The 19,867-nt window shown below is 69.1% G+C and carries 16 protein-coding genes and 2 tRNA genes; 9 read left to right on the forward strand and 9 right to left on the reverse strand.

Annotated elements, in window-relative coordinates; genetic code table 11:
* Nucleotides 1-14: 14 nt before the first annotated feature.
* The 5 genes from MKP15_RS10005 to MKP15_RS10025 form a co-directional block, all read right to left on the reverse strand.
* Nucleotides 15-1,670 carry a ParB family protein gene (locus MKP15_RS10005; RefSeq protein ID WP_240212611.1) on the reverse strand — a complete coding sequence of 552 codons (1,656 nt, stop codon included), beginning with the start codon at nt 1,668-1,670 and terminating at the stop codon, nt 15-17.
* The gene (locus MKP15_RS10010; RefSeq protein ID WP_011347598.1) at nt 1,663-1,911 is read right to left on the reverse strand and encodes a hypothetical protein; all 249 of its coding nucleotides are present in this window, start codon (nt 1,909-1,911) and stop codon (nt 1,663-1,665) included. Before MKP15_RS10010 ends, MKP15_RS10005 begins: the two co-directional genes overlap by 8 nt.
* The gene (locus tag MKP15_RS10015) at nt 1,895-2,770 is read right to left on the reverse strand and encodes a ParA family protein (protein ID WP_240212612.1); all 876 of its coding nucleotides are present in this window, start codon (nt 2,768-2,770) and stop codon (nt 1,895-1,897) included. The genes MKP15_RS10010 and MKP15_RS10015 overlap by 17 nt, the downstream gene beginning before the upstream one ends.
* 42 nt (nt 2,771-2,812) lie before the next feature.
* Nucleotides 2,813-3,025 (reverse strand): AlpA family transcriptional regulator, encoded by a 213-nt coding sequence (locus tag MKP15_RS10020; protein WP_011347600.1) that lies wholly within the window; start codon nt 3,023-3,025, stop codon nt 2,813-2,815.
* Nucleotides 3,026-3,143: 118 nt separating this feature from the next.
* Nucleotides 3,144-3,899 carry a hypothetical protein gene (locus tag MKP15_RS10025; RefSeq protein ID WP_011347601.1) on the reverse strand — a complete coding sequence of 252 codons (756 nt, stop codon included), beginning with the start codon at nt 3,897-3,899 and terminating at the stop codon, nt 3,144-3,146.
* A gap of 29 nt (nt 3,900-3,928) precedes the next feature.
* On the opposite strand from MKP15_RS10025, the gene MKP15_RS10030 reads away from it, so the two are divergent.
* The 4 genes from MKP15_RS10030 to MKP15_RS10045 all read left to right on the forward strand — a co-directional run bounded on the left by MKP15_RS10030 (nt 3,929) and on the right by MKP15_RS10045 (nt 5,628).
* Nucleotides 3,929-4,087 carry a hypothetical protein gene (locus MKP15_RS10030; protein ID WP_167310314.1) on the forward strand — a complete coding sequence of 53 codons (159 nt, stop codon included), beginning with the start codon at nt 3,929-3,931 and terminating at the stop codon, nt 4,085-4,087.
* Between the two features lie 721 nt (nt 4,088-4,808).
* Nucleotides 4,809-4,884 (forward strand) — tRNA-Gly (locus MKP15_RS10035).
* Nucleotides 4,885-4,962: 78 nt separating this feature from the next.
* Nucleotides 4,963-5,036: transfer RNA gene (locus MKP15_RS10040), tRNA-Cys, on the forward strand.
* Nucleotides 5,037-5,484: 448 nt separating this feature from the next.
* Complete coding sequence (locus MKP15_RS10045) at nt 5,485-5,628, forward strand: hypothetical protein (protein ID WP_158681832.1); 144 nt, start codon at nt 5,485-5,487, stop codon at nt 5,626-5,628.
* Nucleotides 5,629-5,879: 251 nt separating this feature from the next.
* Here the strand turns inward: MKP15_RS10045 and dxs are convergent, their stop codons facing one another.
* The 4 genes from dxs to MKP15_RS10065 all read right to left on the reverse strand — a co-directional run bounded on the left by dxs (nt 5,880) and on the right by MKP15_RS10065 (nt 11,377).
* On the reverse strand, nt 5,880-7,790 hold the full coding sequence (gene dxs, locus MKP15_RS10050) for a 1-deoxy-D-xylulose-5-phosphate synthase (protein ID WP_240212613.1): 1,911 nt from the start codon (nt 7,788-7,790) through the stop codon (nt 5,880-5,882).
* Between the two features lie 539 nt (nt 7,791-8,329).
* A complete protein-coding gene (locus MKP15_RS10055) occupies nt 8,330-8,995 on the reverse strand; it encodes an HNH endonuclease (RefSeq protein ID WP_161614748.1) in 666 nt (221 codons plus the stop codon).
* 77 nt (nt 8,996-9,072) lie between these two features.
* Complete coding sequence (locus MKP15_RS10060) at nt 9,073-10,863, reverse strand: acyl-CoA dehydrogenase C-terminal domain-containing protein (RefSeq protein ID WP_240212614.1); 1,791 nt, start codon at nt 10,861-10,863, stop codon at nt 9,073-9,075.
* A gap of 37 nt (nt 10,864-10,900) precedes the next feature.
* Entirely contained in the window at nt 10,901-11,377 is a 477-nt protein-coding gene (locus tag MKP15_RS10065; protein WP_104938588.1) for an LEA type 2 family protein, read from the reverse strand.
* Between the two features lie 174 nt (nt 11,378-11,551).
* On the opposite strand from MKP15_RS10065, the gene MKP15_RS10070 reads away from it, so the two are divergent.
* The 5 genes from MKP15_RS10070 (at nt 11,552) to MKP15_RS10090 (ending at nt 19,862) form a co-directional block, all read left to right on the forward strand.
* A complete protein-coding gene (locus MKP15_RS10070; RefSeq protein WP_240212615.1) occupies nt 11,552-14,911 on the forward strand; it encodes a TonB-dependent receptor in 3,360 nt (1,119 codons plus the stop codon).
* 61 nt (nt 14,912-14,972) lie between these two features.
* Entirely contained in the window at nt 14,973-15,560 is a 588-nt protein-coding gene (locus MKP15_RS10075; protein WP_104938589.1) for an RNA polymerase sigma factor, read from the forward strand.
* Nucleotides 15,544-16,554, forward strand: a complete 1,011-nt coding sequence (locus tag MKP15_RS10080; protein ID WP_104938590.1) for a FecR domain-containing protein — start codon at nt 15,544-15,546, stop codon at nt 16,552-16,554. Before MKP15_RS10075 ends, MKP15_RS10080 begins: the two co-directional genes overlap by 17 nt.
* Nucleotides 16,555-16,569: 15 nt before the next feature.
* A complete protein-coding gene (locus tag MKP15_RS10085) occupies nt 16,570-18,390 on the forward strand; it encodes an amidohydrolase family protein (RefSeq protein WP_240212616.1) in 1,821 nt (606 codons plus the stop codon).
* Nucleotides 18,391-18,407: 17 nt separating this feature from the next.
* Entirely contained in the window at nt 18,408-19,862 is a 1,455-nt protein-coding gene (locus MKP15_RS10090; protein WP_240212617.1) for an amidohydrolase, read from the forward strand.
* Nucleotides 19,863-19,867: the final 5 nt, after the last annotated feature.

Genomic DNA, 19,867 nt, shown 5'->3' on the forward strand with positions numbered 1-19,867 from the left:
CTGGCCTCCCTCGGTCACGTTCCAGGGTCCGCAGCGCCGGCGTCCAGGTCGAGCAGACGGCGGGCCAGCCGCAGCAGCCGGAACAGCTTGACCAGTGCGGTGTCGCTCAGTCGCCGGGTCGCGTCGCCTTGTCCGTGCAGCAGCGCCGACAGGTCGATGACGAATTGCCTGTTATCCAAGCCGACGTCGGCGGGCTGCTGACCGGCCAGGCATGCCAGCAGCGCCAGGACGGCACGGCCCAGCGGCTCCGGGTCTTGGACGTGGGCACGGCAGGCGAAACCGATGCCGTCTGGACGGTCATCGATGCACTCGTCCAGGCGAGCCTCGCCCGCGATCTCGCGGGCGAACTGCGCGACGTGGATGCGCAGGCGCTCGGGCGTGTCCAGGCTCGCGTCGATGTACCAGACATCAGAGATCGGATAGAGCCCGCCGGCCTGCACGGGGATGGACTGCAAGACGTTCGCCGAGAAGTCAGGCGGCAGCGCATCGCCCAACTGGTCGGCGACCATGCGCTGGATGGACTGGAGCCGTTCGGTCGTTGGCGCCGGTGAGACGACGTGCTTCTGAAGCAGGTGGTCGTCCGCTGTCGGACTGGCCGTGCCCGCCTCGTTGGCATCTGCGTCGCTCTCGCGCGTTGAGGTGGGAGACGCAGGGCTTGCAGGCTGCGCTGCCGGTGCTGGCCCTGTGGTGGGCGGCGAGGCGTTGGCAGGTGGGCGCGCGATAGCCCCAGGCTCCGGCAAGGCGGGCGGTGTCGAGGATGGCGTCGGATCGCTGACCAGAGCGCGCTGGCGACTCTCGGATTCGGTCATGTCCAGCGCGAGGACGTCGTAGTCGACGCCCAGCAGCTCGGCCATCTGACCGATCAGCTCGTCCTGTACGCGCTGCGCGGAGAACTCGTTGGCCTGCACATCAAACTGCGACAAGACTTCCTGGAAGAACTCGTCGAAGTCCTGGACCAGCGTGCGGCCCTTGGCGTAGCGCTCCCACGCGAACATGCAGGCCTTGCGCATGACCGACAGGCGTTCGACCTGATGGCGGCCGAGGCCGCCATAGAGCACGGCGGGGATCGCCGGCAGGAGGTAGCGCACCGCGTCGTTCATGCGGCTGATGTGCGACTGCTGGACCGGGAAGCCATCGGCGGCCAAGCGGCGGGCCAGTTCGGACTGGCTCAGGGCGGCGCCGCTTTCCTGCTCGTAGAACTCGCGCGCCTTCTCGACGCCGAGGGCGCGCTCGATGAAGGTGAGGCCGCCGCGCAGTTCGTTCTCGGCCAGGTGGCCGGTCAGCATGACGACTTCGCCGCGGCTGGGCCACGGCCGGAACAGGCACGATATGCGGAAAAACTGCTCGTCCTTGGTCTCCGACCACAGTTCGCGCAGGATCGCCAGCCGCGTGTTGCCGCCGTTGCGGATGATGTAGTGGTCCTCGCCAGGCCGTCGGGTGATGGCCGGTGCCGCATCCAAGCCGCGCTCGCGGATGGATGCCTTGATTTCCTCATAGGCCGGATTGCGCTTCTTGCGCGGGTCATGGTCGTAGGGGCGTAACTGGTCCAGGGTCACGACCATGGGTGTGTCGGCGATCGGGTCGCTCAAGGCCGACGCGGCCGGGCCGCTGCGCTCGAACCCGGCCGCGAGCAGCTTGCCGGCCATCTGCTGGGAGGTGATCTCAGCCATGGCTGCCTCCCTGCGCCTGGGATCGGGCCTCGCGCTCGGCGCGGCGGATCTGCGCACGGGCGTTGAGGGCGGCCCGGTGGTCGCTGGCCGTCGAACTGGTGTAGATCGCGGCACAGCCTGTCTTGGTGAATTTGAGGTGGCCGCCCGGCGTGCGCTTGACGTGCCAGCCTTCACCGACGGCGAACTCGATCAGGGCGCGCAGCCGTTTGTGCCCTCGGGCCAGTTCATGTGCGTTCGCCATGTGGCCTCCCGGTATCAAGAGGGACTGGCGAACGGCCGGACACCGCGGCAAATCGGTGTTGCCACTGCGGGAACAGCTCGCCGGCGAGGCTGCGCATGGTTTCGAGCGCGGCGGGGGCGACTCTGCCCGGTGGCTGGCGGTATTCGACCCGATGGACTGGCAGGCCGCGCGTCGCGGCGCGCGGATAGGCTTCGATGGCCGGCACGTCGGTGGTCAGCACGCGGATGCCGGCGTGGTCCTGGAACAGGTCGCGCAAGGCCTGCTGGATCAGCCGGGCGTTTGCCGACACGGGGTGGACGCGGTTGATGAGCAGGTGCAGCGGTGGCGGCTCGATGCCGAGGTGCCGGTACGGCGCGATGTCTTCGAGCAACTGTATGGTGCCGCGCCGCAGCTCGCGCGCCGCGAGAATTTCCGGGGTCACGGGCGACAGCGCAACGTCGGAGGCGAGCACCGCCATCTCCAGCAGCACCGAGCGCGCGCCCTGGGTGTCGATCAGCACCAGGTCATAGAGGGGAGCCAGGACCGGCAGCAGGTGCCGTAGCCGCAGGCGCCCATCCGGCGCGTGCAGCAGCAAGGTGTTCAACTCGCCCCGGTGGTCGTTGGACAGCACCAGGTCCAGGCCCGAAATGATTGTGCGGGACACGAGCTGGCCGAGGTCGCGCTCGTTGAAGGCCAGCAATTCATAGATGCCGCCGGGCGCGCGGTGGGCCAGCTCGTAGTACGAGGACAAGGTGGGCTGCACGTCGAGATCGAGCAGCAGCACGCGCAGCCCCGCGTCGGCGACGAGCCCGCCCAGGTTCGCGGCCGTGGTGGTCTTGCCGACGCCACCTTTCGTTGAAATGATGGATACAACCTGCATGGCGTTCTCCGTGTGAGGATGGAAGGTCCGCGGGAGAACGGGTCAGGCCCGGTTGTTGACGCGCTCGGCGATCCACTGATCGATTTCGATGGAATCCCAGCCGACGGCGCGCACACCCAGGCGCAGCGCCTGCGGGAACTGGCGCTTCTTCATCAGGTTGTAGATGTGGGCACGCTTGAAGCCGGACTTCGCTTCGACTTCTTCCAGACGCAGAATGCGGCGCTCGTTGGGTGGCAGTACAGGTGTTTGCGACATGGCGGTCACTCCTGAACGCTCAGTGGCGTTTGTTGGCGTGACCTCTATTCAATAGACACGGCTGCGGAAAGACATTGCAAATGCAATCTCCGCGACTGCACATACAAGCTGGCAATCCTCAGAGCGTGGCGCTATGCAGCCGGCGCCTGGCCGTGGCGAACTTGCCGTTCAGCGTCCGCTCGGCGATCCCCATGACGCCGTGGTGATGGGCGACCAGTGCGCTGACCACAGCCTCCTGCGTCTTGAAGCTGGAGTACGGCGTGCCCGAGGGCGACTGGCCGAGCATCAGCTCCAGCATGCCCCCGATGATGTTCAGGTAGGTGGCCTCGGCCCGATCGCTGATCGGGCACTGCGCGCAGGCGGGAATCACCGTGGACTGCTTGAGCAGCGCGTCGTGCTTGTCCTGCAGCTCGCGAAGTTGGCGCTTGGACTGTTCCAGGGCGGATTTCAGGGCGAGCTGCTCAACCAGCATGGCTTGCCCAGTCTCCAGCGAGATGAAGGGATGGGCGATGCGCTCGCTGCGGGAGAAGAGAAAGCCTGGTCGCTGTTCGGGGTAGTGCTGGCGCATCCAGCGCTTCAGATCGACATGGCGGACGGTGAGGTCGGGAGAGTCGATCAGCTCGGTGTCGTGCATCGTGATGCCGTCCCGCCCGAAGGGCAGCTCCCCATTGAGGATGCCGTCATAGATGCGTTCGGTGTACAGCCGCAGTTCGCCCCAGCGTGGGCAGTCCAGCGAAAGTGGCAGGTTCCGGGGCGACGAAATCGAGGCCAGGATCACCTGCTCGTACCGCAGCAGCCCGGCCCAGCGGATGGACGCTTCGATCGGGAGGTAGAACACCTTTGATGTTGGTGCATCATTCTTGTTCTCGTACATGCTCGGTCTCCTTCCAGGAGAAGAACTACATGGCCGACTCCTTTGCCGCCGACATCATGGTCGGCCTGTTACCTGTGCAGGAAACGAGTCCCGAGGCTCGCTTCGTCATGGGGCTTGAGTACTTCTCACCAGTTCGCGCCGCTGGTAGCCGTCGTATGCTCGGTGTGCAAAAATCCATTGATCGCTAGAAGGTCAATCGCCGGAAGGTGGGTTCGACAGCGACGCGCACGCTATCAGGGTCGTAAGAAATTGCGGCCCCTGCAAAACCCACTAGGTATGACTAGATATGCCAGCGGTTTCACGAGGTGCGAGGGGGCGGCAGTGGCCGCCGAACGTCCGGCCGGACGTAGTAAACCCGCGCCTGTGATGCTTGTTTCCGCATCCTGATATATCGACAAAGGCAACGTGCGGTGCGTGCCGCTCCTTGACGGCATCCGAACTAGGTCAGCACCGGAACATCGGCCTGGCCCTCATCGCCGTGGGATGCGGAAGCAGAGAGTGAGAGGTAGGAGGCCAGTTCGAGACCGCCGCCGCCGACGTAGCGCCGAGTGTGGGGCGGGTGTGCTGCGTGCAGGTCTATAGAGGTCAGTGGAATTCTTTGGAAGATCTTGTTGGCGAGGATGAAAAATTAGGCTACAATTTAGGTCTTCGCTGGCCACCTCGGCGAAGAAAGGGTTTGGGAAACAACGACTTATGCGCCTAGTGCAAGTCTCGTTTCCCGCTCCAGATCGATGAAGCTTCCGGGTTTTCAACGGAGCTGAATCAGGGAATTCACCTCATGTATATCGACGCGATCAGCTGATTGCAGGCGGTATGCGGGGAAGCCGGAAAGCTTCCCGGAAGCGTGAAGAAAGTTGTTAAAAAGGCTGGCGCAATTCCTACGAAGTCTGTAGAATGCACGGCTCCCAAGCGGGAATAGCTCAGTTGGTAGAGCGCAACCTTGCCAAGGTTGAGGTCGCGAGTTCGAGTCTCGTTTCCCGCTCCAGATTACGAAAAGGCCCCGCGAGCGGGGTTTTTTCATATCGGGAAGAGGTTTTTCTTCCTGTACGATCGACAAGATTGTGGCCTGGTAGCAGAGTGGTTATGCAGCGGATTGCAAATCCGCGTACGCCGGTTCGATTCCGACCCAGGCCTCCATTTGAAGCCCTGATGATTCAGGGCTTTTTCTTTTTCTGGATTGCGCAGCGCGCCGGGTGCCGGAGTGTGCTGCGCCGGTGGCGCGCGTGTCGGGCGGAGGTTGCGCGCGCGGTCGGCAGCTCGCGATCAGTGCCATTTGCCGTGCCGGCGTGCCGCCGTCATCCACGGCGCACAGGATCGCGCGCGGGCGGCGCCAGGCGGCCCTTGTGGCGCCGCGCGGCGCCGGCTGCCCGCGCATGCGCTGAAGCGCCTGCTGGATGCGTCCCGACGAACGTGAGCGCGGCCTTTGCCGCGGTGGTTTCAGTGCGGCGCGCGCGCTCCGCGATTGCGCCCGTGGCGACAGTCAGCGTCGTGATCCTGGTGTTGACGGCCGCGCACAACGTGCCAACGGTGCCGGCGGGATGCTCGTCCCACCACGGCAACCGGCCGCGGCAATCAGGAGACCGTCATGACCCAGCAGCGCGACCAGAACCCGAAGCAGAACGTCGGGCAGCAGAACCCGGACAACCCCAACCAGAAACAGCAACCCGGGCAGCAGGACCAGGGCCAGCAGCGCAAGGCGCCGGGCCAGGGCAACGACGAAGAAGAGTAAGCCGCAGCGTTGCGCCAGCGCGCATGCAGCCCAGGCCCGGCCATCACCCTGATGGCCGGGCCTTTCGCGGGTGTGCTTGGCGCCAGTCCGGTACGCGCGCCGGCAGGAGGCAATCGGGAAACGCGGGAAACGGCGGTGCCCGCGCACCCGTGGAGGGCCGCGACGGAACGCCGGGGGGCCGCCGCCTGCGCATGCACCGGGTCGTCCCGCTGCCGGCAGGGCAACGGGTGCACGCATCCAGAGGCCGTCAGTCAGCCGGCTACGCTCAGCGGCGCGGTGGTGCCGCGCACGTCCGGCCAGCGCCGCAGGATCGCGTCGCGGATGCCGGCCGCATCGATGCCGGCTTCGGCCAGCAGGTCTTCGCGGCTGGCATGGTGCTGGAAGCTGTCCGGCAGGCCCAGGTGCAGCACCGGCAGCACCACGGCCTCGGCGTTGAGCAGTTCGGACACGCCCGAGCCGGCACCACCGGCGACCACGTTGTCCTCGACGGTGACGAAGCCCTGGTGGGTGCGGGCGAGGTCGAGCAGCAGGGCGCGGTCCAGCGGTTTGACGAAGCGCATGTTGACCACGCTCAGGCCCAGTTCGCGTCCCACCTGCTCGGCGGCCGCGACGGTGGAGCCGAAGGCCAGGATAGCCAGGCGCTGGCCCTGTGCGCGCAGCTGCGCCTTGCCGATCGGCAGGGTGGACAGATCCACGCCGGGCGCGACCCCCGGACCGGTGCCACGCGGGTAGCGCACCGCCGCCGGTCCACGGTACTGCAGGCCGGTGCTGAGCATCTGCCGGCACTCGGCCTCGTCGGCCGGCGCCATCACCAGCATGTTCGGCACGCAGCGCAGGAAGCTCAGGTCCAGGTTGCCGGCATGGGTGGCGCCGTCCGGGCCGACCACGCCGGCGCGGTCGATGGCGAACAGCACGTCCAGGTTCTGGATGGCGACGTCGTGCACCAGCTGGTCGTAGGCGCGCTGCAGGAAGGTGGAATAGATCGCCACCACCGGCTTTGCGCCCTGGGTGGCCATGCCCGCGGCCAGGGTCACCGCGTGCTGCTCGGCGATGGCCACGTCGAAGTAGCGCTGCGGGTACTCCCTGCTGAAACGCACCAGGCCCGAGCCCTCGCGCATGGCCGGGGTGATGCCCATCAGCTGCGGCTCGGCGGCGGCGGCATCGCACAGCCAGTCGCCGAACACGTCGGTGTAGGTCGGCTTCTTCGGCGCGCTCTTGGCCGGCAGGCCCTTGCTCGGGTCGAACGGGCCGACGGCGTGGTAACCGATCTGGTCGCCCTCGGCCGGCTCGTAGCCCTTGCCCTTGGTGGTCATGATGTGCAGCAGGTGCGGCCCCTTCTTGCCCTTGAGGGTCTTGAGGGTGGACAGCAGCAGCGGCAGGTCGTGGCCGTCGATCGGGCCGGTGTAGTGGAAGCCCATCTGCTCGAACGCGGTGGACGGCACGAACATGCCCTTCCACTGCTCCTCCCAGCGCTTGACGAAGCGCGCCGGCGGGCTGTGGCGCTTGTCGCCGAGGATCTTCTTGCCGCCCTCGCGCAGCGCGTTGAGGGTGCGGCTGGCGGTGGCGCGGCCGAGCATCTTGGTCAGCCCGCCCACCGCCTCGGAGATGGACATGTTGTTGTCGTTGAGGATGACCAGGATGTTGGGCTCCTCGTCCATGCCGCCGGCATGCGCCAGCGCCTCGAACGCCATGCCCGCGGTCATCGCGCCGTCGCCGATCACCGCCACCATGCGGCGCTCGTCGCCCTGGCGCTGGCGCGCGATGGCCATGCCCAGCGCCGCCGAGATCGAGGTCGAGGAATGGCCGACGCCGAACGTGTCGTACTCGCTTTCCTCGCGCTTGGGGAACGGCGCCACGCCGTCCTTCTGCTTGACCGTGTGGATGGTGTCGCGGCGGCCGGTCAGGATCTTGTGCGGGTAGGTCTGGTGGCCGACGTCCCACACCAGCTGGTCGACCGGGGTGTCGTAGAGGTAGTGCAGGGCGACGGTGAGTTCGATCACGCCCAGCCCGGCGGCGAAGTGGCCGCCGCTCCGGCCCACGGATTCGATCAGGTAATCGCGCAGCTCGCCGGCGACCGCGGTCAGTTCGGTTTCCTCGAACGTGCGCAGATCGTGCGGGGTCTGGATGCGCGACAGGCGCGGATAGCGGACGGAGTCGATCATGTTCTTCGCGTTTCAGCTGGACCGGTATTTTCGCCCCCATTCCGGGGTGGGGCAAGCAAACCACCGGTGGCGTGGACCGCCGATGACGGCTTCCGCGGCAGGAGTGCGGGTGGGGTTCAGCTTGCGCCGTGGCGGCGCTCGCCCGATGCGTCCGATGGGTGCTTGGGCCTGGTGAAGGCATCCCGGGGTGCGCAGGTGGTGGCCGGTTCAGGCGCCGGGACCGCGATGGGTGCATGCGGTTGGTGCCTACCCGGGCCTGCGGCAACGGCGTCGGGTCGGCCAGGAACGGGGTGCGGTGGCGATATGCGCGGGCGGGAGCACACGTCCATGTATGCCCGCGCGACACGCGGGCCGCGCACCAGTCAGAGCGCAAGGCGCCGGTGCTGCGTCGCGGTGCCTGCCCGGGGCGCCTCAGGGGCAACGCCCTCGGGCGCGGTGCGGGTGAACGGACGCTGGCGCGCGTCGCGGGCGGGCGAACGCGTCGATGAATGCCCGCACGATGGGCGTGCCCGGCAGTCGCGCACCGGCATCGTGGCGGCTCAGGCGCTGCGGCGCGGGGCCTTCTTTGGCAGCTGTGCCTGCAGGAATGCCATCTGGTCGGCCAGGATGTTGCGGTTGGACAGGATCAGGTGCTCGATCCAGCTCGGCCGGTACGGTACCGCCAACAGCGGCATGTTGGCCTGCTGCGGGGTGCGGTTGCTCTTGCGCGAATTGCACTGGAAGCAGGCGCTGACCACGTTCTCCCATATGTCGCGGCCACCCTTGGACAGCGGCATCACGTGGTCGCGGGTCAGGTGCGGGCGGCTGAACTGCTGGCCGCAGTACAGGCACAGCTGCGCGTCGCGGGCGAACAGCGCGGTGTTGGTGAGGTTGGGGGTCGGGTCGATGGCGCGCGAACGGGCATGGCCGCGCGAGGCGATGATCGGGTGCAGGTCCAGGCCGCTGCGCAGGCCGCTGGCGCGGTTGATGGCGCCGTGCACATGCAGGCAGGGGTCGCCCAGGGTCCAGGCCACCGCGCCGCGCGCGTAGAGGCAGGACGCTTCCTGCCAGTTGATCCAGTCGAGCACGCGGCCGTGCGCGTCCAGCGACAGCAGGCGCACGGAACCAAGGCGGTGCAGGGAGGGCGGGAGCGAAAACTCCACGTCCGGAGCGGATGCGGCGACTCCGGTATCGATCAGACCACGCGGTGTAGTGTCTGTCTCCATCGGGAAAACAGCTTATACACGAAGCGTGACAATTTGTGTAAACCCGGCCGCCATCGACGATGGCGGCCGGGCCGGGCTCACTCGCCGAAGCGCGCGGCGTCCATGGTCATCAGCGGCGCGGCGCCGCTTTCCATGCTGGCGGCATGGGCCAGGGTGCGCGGCAGGATGCGCGCGTAGTAGAAGCGCGCGGTTTCCAGCTTGGCCTGCTTGAAGGCGTCGGGATGGGCCGATGCCTGCGCCGCGGCTACCGCGCGCGCCCACCAGTAGGCCAGGGCGACGTAGCCGCTGTAGAACAGATAGTCCCAGCTGGCCGCGCCCAGCTCCTCGGGATTGGCCGCAGCGCGCTGCAGGACGCTGCGGGTCAGCGTGCCCCATTCGTTGGCCCGGGCGCCGAGCACCGGCAGGAATTCGGCGACGGCGGGATTGTCGCCGTTGGCGGCGATGAACGCCTGGATCTCGGCCAGGAACAGCTTCAGCCCCGCGCCCTGCGACAGGGCGGTCTTGCGCCCGATCAGGTCCAGCGCCTGGATGCCGGTGGTGCCTTCGTACAGGGTGGTGATGCGGGCGTCGCGGGCCAGCTGCTCCATGCCGTGCTCGGCGATGTAGCCGTGGCCGCCGAAGCACTGCTGGGCGTTGTAGGTGCACTCGATGCTCCACTCGGTCAGGCAGGCCTTGACGATGGGCGTGAGGAAACTGACCAGGGTCTCGGCATCGGCGCGCACCTGTGCGTCGCCGGCGCTCTGCGCGGCGTCGAGCTGGGTGTAGGCGTGCGCGGCCAGCAGCCGCCCGCCTTCGGTCAGCGCCTTGATCGACAGCAGCATGCGCCGCACGTCCGGCTGGGCGATGATCGGGTCGGCCGGCTTGTCGGCCAGCTGCGCGCCCTTCGGCGCGCGCGACTGCAGGCGCTCGCGGGCGTAGGCCAGGGCGCCCTGGTAGGCGCGCTCGGACTGCGCCAGGCCCTGGATGCCGACGCCGAGGCGGGCGGAGTTCATCATCACGAACATCGCCTGCAGGCCCTTGTGCGGCTGGCCCACGAGGTAGCCCTGGGCGCCGTCGAAGTTCATCACGCAGGTGGACGAGCCGTGGATGCCCATCTTGTGTTCCAGCGCGCCGCAGCGCAGGGCATTGCGCTCGCCCATCGTGCCGTCGCGGCCGACCTTGTACTTGGGGGTGACGAACAGCGAGATGCCCTTCGGCCCGGGCGGGGCGTCGGGCAGCTTGGCCAGCACCAGGTGGACGATGTTCTCGCTCAGGTCGTGCTCGCCGGCGGTGATGAAGATCTTGGTGCCGGTGATGGCATGGCTGCCATCGGCATTGGGCTCGGCGCGGGTCTTGAGCAGGCCCAGGTCGGTGCCGGCATGCGGCTCGGTCAGGCACATGGTGCCGGTCCAGTTGCCGGCCACCAGCGGCTTCAGGAAGGCTTCCTTCTGCCAGTCCTCGCCGTAGTGCTTGAGTGCCTCGACCGCGCCGTGCGACAGCATCGGGAACAGGCTCCAGGCCAGGTTGGCCGAGGACACCATCTCGCTCAGCGCCATGCCCAGGGTTTCGGGCATGCCCTGGCCGCCGAACTCCGGCGCGGCGGTCAGGCCGGTCCAGCCGCCGTCGACGAACTGCGCGTACGCTTCCTTGAAACCGGGCGCGGTGGTGACCTCGCCGGTGGCCTTGTCCAGCGTGCAGCCGTTCTGGTCGCCCACTGCGTTGAGCGGCGCCAGCACGCTGGCGCTGAAGCGGCCGGCTTCCTCCAGCACGGCGTCGATGACGTCGGCGCTGGCGTCGGCGTGGCCCATCGCGGCGAACAGGGACTCGGCCTTGAGCACGTCGTGCAGGGCGAAGCGGAGGTCGGTAACGGGTGCCTTGTAGTTGCTCATCGGTGCGATCTCGGATGAAACGGAAAGGGGAGGCGGATCAGCGCAGCACGCCGGGCAGGCCCGGCGCCTGGTTCAGGGTGTTGCGTGCGCTCACCTCGAAGCTGCGCTGCTTTTTTTCTTCCGGGGTGGCCTTGACCGTGCCCTCCAGCTCGTAGAACAGCGAGCGGCCGCCGGCCAGGGCGTCGGCCACGACGATGCGCGCCGGCGAGGCCGGCTGCAGGCGGACCTTGATCACGTCGGCCGATTCCGGGCCGATCGACAGCCCCGGGGTGGCGGCCAGGGTGCCGGCGGCCTGGTCACCGACCTTGATCCGCAGGGCGACGTCGTCGAAGCGCATCGGCATCGAACTGTAGTTGCGCAGCCGCAGCTCGACTTCCCAGCTGCCGTCGTTGGCGACGGTGAGCTGCTGGATGCCGGCGGCGGGTTCGGAAACCCGCTTCACCATGCCGCCGCCGCACGCGGCCAGGGCGAGGCTGAGAACTGCGGTCAGGACGTACTGTGGACGAAAACGCATACTGCTCGGTCCTCGGGATCCGGAGGGGTTGGCCAAAGGATACTACGCCGTATGGCGGGCATGGCCGGGGGGCGAAGGTGCGGCCGATGGCGGAACTTCCGCGCAGGCTCATCTAGGCAGGTGAGGAGACCGACAACGTCGCCGCATTCGCATATACCGGAGAGGGGTTCATCAATGCGTTCATTCAAGTTGTTGCCGCTGGCCAGCGCCATCCGTGGCGGCCTGGCCGCCGCGGCGCTGTGCGTGGCCATGCCGGTGCTCGCCGCACCACCGCAGTTCGATATCGAAGGCGGTCGCATCGAGGAAGTGCTGCCTGAATTCGCCCGCCAGGCAGGCCTGCAGATCATCGCGCCGGCCACCATGGGCGACGAGGGGCGGATCGAGGTCGGGCAGCTGAAGGGGCAGATGGACCCGCGGCAGGCGTTGAACCGCCTGCTCAATGGCACCGGGCTGGCGATCGCCTCGGACGACGGCCGTACGATCACCCTGCGCGCCGCCGCGCCGATGCTGGCCTCGCTCGGTGGCCTGGGCGGGCTGGCGGTGGCGCAGGCCGCCGAACCCGAGCCGGTGGCCCCGGCGCCGCAGCAGGCGCCGGCCAGCGGCCCGGTCAATACGCTGGACCAGGTCACCGTGGTCGGCAGCCAGATCAAGGGCAGCAAGTCGGCGGCGATCCTGCCGGTGGCGACGCTGCAGGCCGAGCAGATCGAGGCCACCGGCGCGGTCTCCGGCGATGACCTGTACCGCTCCATCCCGCAGATGGGCAATGTCTCCTTCAGCGGCACCAACGGTGGCAACAGCTCCAACTACGCGCGCGGCGACATCGCCTCGGTCAACCTGCGCGGGCTCGGCGTGGGCAACACGCTGCTGCTGATCAACGGCCGCCGCACCGTGGTGCACCCGACCAGCCAGGCCGACGGCAACCTGGTGCCGGTGCTGACCTACAACGCCAACACCGTGCCGGTGGCCAACCTGCGCCGGGTCGAGGTGCTGCTGGACGGCGCCGCCGCGATCTACGGCACCGACGCGGTGGCCGGCGTGGTCAACAACGTGCTGCGCGACGACATGGACGGCGGCACGCTGAGCGTGCAGAAGGGCGTGGGCGAGGGCACCCACCTGAGCGATGTGTCGGTCAACGGCATGTGGGGCCGCAATTCGCAGGACCTGCGCTCCAACGTCACCGTGGCCTTCAATTACTACAACACCACCGGCCTGAATTCGCTGGACCAGGACTGGACCCGCAGCGGCAACCGCATCGACGACTTCGCCGGTACCCCGTACGCAGGTCTGGTCGGGGTGGACAACCGCAACACCAACAGTCCGTGGGGCAATTTCACCGCCAATGGCGCGCGCGTGTCGCAGAACGGCAAGTGGTTGACCACCGCCGCCGGCGCCTTCCACGTCAAGCCGACCAGCAACGGCAACTGCGCCGCGACCCTCGGCGACGGTCTGTGCGTGCAGTCCGGCAGCAAGGCCACCTCGGGTGCCGACGCCAACCTGCGCGACAACCACCAGTCGTTGTACCCGGTGTCGATCGCGCCGGACGTGCGCCGCATCAACCTGTTCGCCACCGGCAAGCATGATTTCGAGAACGGCATCTCGCTGTTCAGCGAGGCCGGCCTGTACGACTCGCGCGCCTACAGCCTGCAGAATGGCGTGAACACCATTTCCTCGCTGCCGATGACGGTCGCCGCCAGCAATTACTGGAACCCGTTCGGCGCGATGTACCTGCCCGACGGCACGCTCAACCCGAACCGGCTGCAGGGCCTGAACATCGGTCCCAACGGCCTGCCGGTGACGATCACCAGCTACCGCTTCGAGCGCCCGACCCGGATCGAGGTCAAGAACACCCAGGTGCGCGCGCTGGCCGGCCTGCGCGGCTACCACTTCGGTTTCGACTGGGAAAGCGCGGCGCTGTACTCCAAGGCCAGGGTCGAGGACACCCAGGACGCGGTGAGCATGACCCTGTTCCAGCAGGCGCTGGCCGATTCGACCGCGGCGGCCTACAACCCGTTCTGCGGCGGCTGCAACGACTGGAGCAAGCTCGACCGGTTCTTCTACAAGGCCAAGCGCCAGAGCGAGACCGAACTGTACCTGTGGGACGTCAAGGCGTCGCGCCCGGACCTGTTCCGCACCTGGGCCGGCGACGTCGGCATGGCGGCCGGCATGGAAGTGCGCCATGAGACCCAGCGCGACGACCGCGACGCCCACGTCGACGGTTCGTTGACCTTCACCGACGCGATCACCGGGGTCCAGTACCCGAGCGACATGTATGGCGTCAGCCCGACCCCGGACACCTACGGGTCGCGCACCGTCGCCGGTGTGTTCGCCGAGTTCTCGGTGCCGCTGGTCGCGCCGGGGATGGACATCCCGCTGGTGCGTTCGCTGGACCTGCAGGTGGCCGGCCGCGCCGAGCGCTACAACGACTTCGGCAGCGTGGCCAAGCCGAAGCTGGCGCTGGGCTGGCAGATCATCGACGGCCTGACCGTGCGCTCGTCCTGGGCCAAGGGCTTCCGCGCGCCCAACCTGGAGCAGGTCAACGCCACCATGGTCAGCCGCTCCAACAACCGCACCGACTGGGTCCAGTGCCTGGCCGACGTGCGCAGCGGCGCGCAGGCCTCGATGGCGGCCTGCAAGGGCTACACCGCCTCGACCACCGCGCGCCGTTCGGGCAACCCGGACCTGAAGCCGGAAACCTCGACCAACACCAGTGCCGGCATCGTGTTCCAGCCGCAGTTCATCCCCGAGGACTTCGGCCGCTTCACCTTCGCGGTGGATTACTACAAGTACGCGCAGGAAGGCATCATCGGCCTGTTCGGCGAGGGCAACGCGCTGATCCTGGACTACGTGCTGCGCCAGCAGGGCGGCAGCAACGCCGACGTGGTGCGCGCCGACCCCACCGCCGACGACATCGCGCGCTACGCCGGTACCGGCCTGGAGGCCGCGGGCAAGGTGCTCTATGTCAAGGACCAGTACGTCAACCTCGAACCGCAGACCGTGCGCGGCGTGGATTACAGCTTCAGCTGGGCCTCGCCGGAAACCCGCGCCGGTCGTTTCGACGTGTCGCTCAACGGCACCCGCCTGATCGAGTTCTACCGCCAGCGCTCGCCGGCGCTGCAGGCGCTGGAAGACGCCAAGGGCAGCGGCCTGGTCGATCCGTCGATCCGGGTCACCGGCGGCGGCAACCTGATCGGCAACGGCGGCAACCCACAGTGGAAGTGGTCCGGCACCCTCACCTGGCGTTACCAGCAGCTGTCGGTCGGCGCCAGCGCGCGCTACAGCAGTGCGTTCGTCGAGAACGGCCTGGTGCTGGCCGACGGCACGCCGTGGACGGTGAAGTCGCAGACCCTGGCCAATGCCTTCGTCAAGTACGACTTCCGCGGCGACGGCTGGATGGACGGACTGTCGCTGAAGGTCGGCGCCAACAACCTGGCCGACAAGCGGCCGCCGGTGTCCAGCGACGCGTTCGGCTATTCCTCGGCGGTGTACCAGGCGTATCCGCGCTACTGGTACGTCAACGTGACCAAGGCGTTCTGATGATTCCAGACGTTGTCCGTGAAAACGCCCGGCACGCGCCGGGCACCGCGGGGGTGCGGCGATGAGCGCGGCACTGGGCGCGGCGCGTGCGTTGTGGCTCGCCGAGCACGTGCTGCCGTGCGAGCCGGCGCTGCGCGACTGGCTGCAGCGGCGGCTGCCGGTGCGCCAGGACGTGGATGACGTGATCCAGGAGACCTACGCCATCCTGGCGGCGCTGGCGGACGTGTCCCACGTGCGCCAGCCGCGCGCCTACGTGTACTCGGTGGCGCAGTCGGTGGTGCTGCAGCAGCTGCGGCGTGCGCAGGTGGTGTCGATCGAGGCCGTGGCCGAAATCGAGCGGGTGGCCATCGGCGGCGAGGAGGCGTGTCCGGAGCGGACCGCGTCCTCGCGGCAGGAACTGGCGCGGATCGGCGCGTTGATCGACAGCCTGCCGGACAAGTGCCGGCAGGCCTTCGTCCTGCGCCGGATCGAGGGGTACTCGCAGCGCGAGATCGCCCAGCGGATGCAGATCAGCGAGAACACCGTGGAGAAACACATCTGCAAGGGAATCCGGGTATTGATGGATTCGATGAAGCGTGACGGGAAAGACGCGGACGAGGGCAGGGAACGGCCTGCGGCAGGAGGAACACGCCATGCGCGCACGCGATGAGCACAGCATCGACGATATCGCCGCGGCCTGGGTCGCGCGCGAGGACCGGGCCCCGCTGACGGCCGCCGACGCGGTCGCGCGCGATGCCTGGCTGCAGGCCGATGTGCGCCACTTCGGCGCCTATGCGCGGGCGCATGCGGTGCTGGCGCGCACTGCGCGTGCGCGCGCGTTGTCCAATGGCACGGCCGCGATTGCCGCGGCTCCCGTGCCGCCGCGTTTCCGGCGGTCGCGGCGGGTGCTGCGCTGGGCGGCCGGCATGGCCGCGGCACTGAGCCTGCTGGTGATCGGCGTGCACCGCCAGCAGGATGATGCCGAGTACTACGCCACGCGCCGCGGCGAAATCCTGCGAGTGCCGCTGGAGGACGGTTCGGCGATCACCCTGGACTCGGATTCGCAGGTACGCGTGCGCTACGACGACGCACGCCGCAGCATCACCCTGCTGCAGGGCGAGGCGCTGTTCGACGTGGCCAAGAACCCCGGCCGCCCGTTCGTGGTGCGTGCGCAGGAAACCGACGTGACCGCGGTCGGCACCAGTTTCGCGGTCAGCCTCACCGAGCGTCGCAGCGGCGGTGTCGAGGTGCTGGTGCGCGAAGGGGTGGTGGACGTGGCCGACACCCAGGGCGCGGTGGCGCCGGCGCGCCTGCTGGCCAACTACCGCGCGCTGGCCAACCGCAGCCACGGCATCCGCATCGAGGCCGTGCCTGCGGAAGACCTGGAGCAGCAGCTGGCCTGGCGCGAGGGCATGCTGTCGTTCAACGGCGACACGCTGTCGGTGGCGGCCGCGCAGTTCCTGCGCTACAGCGACACCCGCATCGTCATCGACGATCCGCTGGTCGGCAGCCGCCGCATCGTCGGCCTGTACTCGGCCAGCGATCCGCTGGGCTTCGCCCGCAGCGTCGCCCTGAGCCTGGGGCTGGTGGTCGAACAGCAGGGCAAGGTGGTGCGCCTGCGCACCCCGCAGAGCGCGCCGCAGGCGGCGCATTCCATGCAATGACTCTGGATTGAATACATGAACATCACTCCCCGCCGCGCCCGCGCGCTCGCCCTGCTCACCGCGTTGCTGCTGTCCTCCGGGCAGGCCAGCGTGGCCGCCACGTCCGCCGATACGGCGCTGCTGATCCGCGATGCCATGGTGTTCGATGGCACCGGGCGCCCCGCGTATCCGGGCAGCGTGCTGGTGCTGGACGGCCGCATCGCGGCGGTCGCCGGTGCCGGCCAGGCCCTGGCCGCGCCCCGCGGTGCGCGGGTGATCGACGCCCGTGGCCAGGCGCTGCTGCCGGGGCTGTTCGACCTGCACACCCACTGGACGCCCAATGCGCGCCCGGCCGAGCTGCCGCAGATCGCCAACCTGTACATGGCCGCCGGCGTGACCACCGTCAGCGATTTCCACGAGCCGCCCGAGGCCTATGCGCCGCGCCGCGCCTGGCTGGCCGACATCGCCGCGCCAGACGTGAAATTCGCCGCGCGCATGAGCACGCCGCTCGGCCACGGTGCCGACTGGGGCGATGAGAACACCACCCGCTGGGTGAATTCGCCGGAGGCCGCGCGCGCCGGCGTGCGTGCGGTGGCGGCCTACAAGCCGGACTTCATCAAGGCCTTCACCGACGGTTGGCGCTATTCCAACGCTGCCGACAACAGCAGCATGGACGAGGAGACCCTGGCCGCGCTGGTGGACGAGGCGCACCGGCACGGGCTGAAGGTGTTCTCGCACACGGTGATGGTCAAACGCGGCAAGGTCGCCGCGCGCGCCGGCGTGGACGTGATCGCGCACAGCGTGCAGGACATGCCCGTGGACGCCGAACTGGTGCGGCTGATGCGTGAGCATGGCACCGCCTACGCGCCGTCGCTGGCGGTGTACCTGCCCGCGCGCGTGGATGGCAGCGGTGCCGCCGGTACCCGCCCGGAGGTGCTGCGGCAGCGCGAGCGCAATTTCGCCGATGCCCTGCGCAACGTGAAGACGCTGCACGATGCCGGCATCCCGGTGGTGGTCGGCACCGACGCCGGCATGACCGGCACGCCGCACGGAGCCTCGACCCTGCGTGAACTGGAGCTGCTGGTCGACGCCGGGCTGACCCCGGCCGAGGCGCTGGTCGCCGGCACCGCCAACAGCGCCCGCGCGCTGGGCGTGGACGACCGCGGCACCGTCGAGGTCGGCAAGCGTGCCGACCTGCTGCTGGTGAAGGGGCGGCCCTGGGAGCGCATCGCCGATATCCGCAACACCCAGCGGGTCTACGTCGCCGGCCGCCAGGTGCACGGGCCGGGCACGGTGCTGCCGGCCGGCAACCGCGCGCTGGCGTTGCCGGCGCAGGCGGTGGCGCCGCTGGTCGACGACTTCGAGCGCGCCGACGGGCGCACCGCGCTGGATACGCTGCGCATCGACGAGGCCGATGGTGGCAACGACCGCACGCTGCAGGTCAGCGAGACCGTCGCCCGCGAGAGCGGCGGCCACGCGCTGTCGGTCCAGGCGCGGCTGTCCACCAAGCCCAACGCCTATGCCGCGGCGATCCTGCCGCTGAGCCGCGGTTCGGTCGCGCCGGTGGACCTGCGCGGCTACCGCGGCATCCGCTTCGACGTACGCGGCGGCACGCCGGCGCTGCGGCTGGAGGTGCGGGCACTGGGCGATCGCCGTTTCATCGCCCCGGTCCAGGCCGCGCCGCAGTGGCGCAGCGTGGAGATCCCGTTCACCGCGCTGCAGGGACAGCCGCCCTACCGCGGCAAGGGCCCGGTGGCCGCATGGCAGGGCGATGACGTCCAGCAGCTGGTGTTCTCCGCCGGCGGCGAGGCCGGCGGCAAGGTGTGGTTCGAGATCGACAACGTGGGCTTCTACTGAGGGTGCGGGCGATGGGCATGCGGCGGGCGCGGTTCGGGATCCGGCTGGGCGCCGGGCTGGTGGCCTGCGCGGCCGGTGTGGCCTGGGCGACCGAGCCCGGGGTGCTGGCGGCGTTGGACGCCTATGCACCACGCCAGGCGCAGGTCGCCCAGGCGCTGTGGCGGCAGCCCGAGCTGGGCTACCTGGAAGAGCGCTCCTCGCGCCTGTTGCAGCAGGAACTGCGCCAGGCCGGCTTCCGCATCGAAGCCGGCGTGGCCGGCATGCCGACCGCGTTCGTCGCCTCGTACGGCACGCGCGGCAGCGGACCGGTGATCGCGCTGCTGGCCGAGATGGACGCGCTGCCGGGCATGGCGCAGGCGGCCGGGCCGGTGCGCCTGCCGATCGACGGCCAGGACGCGGGCCAGGCCTGTGGCCACAACCTGTTTGGCGCGGCGTCGGTGGGCGCCGCGCGCGCCATCGCGCAATGGCTGCAGGCCAGCGGCACGCCGGGCGAAGTACGCCTGTACGGTACGCCGGCCGAAGAGGGCGGCTCCGGCAAGGTCTACATGACCCGCGCCGGGCTGTTCGACGATGTGGACGTGGTGCTGCACTGGCATCCGGCGGCCGAGAACTCGGCCGCACAGGGCACCAGCCTGGCCAACATCAGCGGCAAGTTCCGCTTCCACGGCGTCGCCGCGCACGCGGCCATCGCGCCGGACCGCGGCCGCTCCGCGCTCGACGCGGTCGAGGCGTTCAACCACATGGCCAACCTGATGCGCGAACACGTGCCCGACGGCACCCGCATCCACTACGTGATCAGCAACGGCGGCAGCGCGCCGAACGTGGTGCCGGATTTCGCCGAGGCCTACTACTACGTGCGCCATGTCGATCCGGCGGTGGTGCGCGAGGTGTTCGCGCGCCTGCGCAGGGCCGCCGACGGCGCGGCCATGGGCACCGGTACCACGGTCGAGTTCGAGCAGACCGGCGGGGTGTTCTCGCTGCTGCCCAATGACACCCTGGGCCAGGTGATGCAGGCGGCGCTGGAGCAGGTCGGCGGCGTGCGCTACGACGCCGCCGAGCAGGCCTTCGCCGAAGCGCTGCAACAGAGCCTGGAGCGGCGGCCGCCGCTGGCGGTGGCGATGCAGCTGCAGCCCTACCGCGCGGACCTGGCCGGCAGCGCATCGACCGATGTCGGCGACGTCAGCTGGAACGTCCCGACCGCCGGCCTGGGCACCGCCACCTGGGTGCCGGGCACGCCGGCGCACAGCTGGCAGGCGGTGGCCGCGTCGGGTGCCCCGCTGGGCGCCAAGGGCGCGCTCAATGCAGCCAAGGCGCTGGCGCTGGCGGCGGTGCGGCTGTTCCAGTCGCCGGACATCGTCGGCAGGGCCAGGGAGGAATTCGGCCAGCGCCGCGGCGCGGACTTCCGCTACGTGCCGCTGCTGCAGCGCGACGCGCCGCCGCTGGATTACCGGCGCGGGCCCGGCGCGCCATGAGCGCG

The sequence above is a fragment of the Stenotrophomonas sp. Y6 genome (assembly GCF_022436665.1).
Taxonomy (GTDB): Bacteria; Pseudomonadota; Gammaproteobacteria; order Xanthomonadales; family Xanthomonadaceae; genus Stenotrophomonas; species Stenotrophomonas acidaminiphila_A.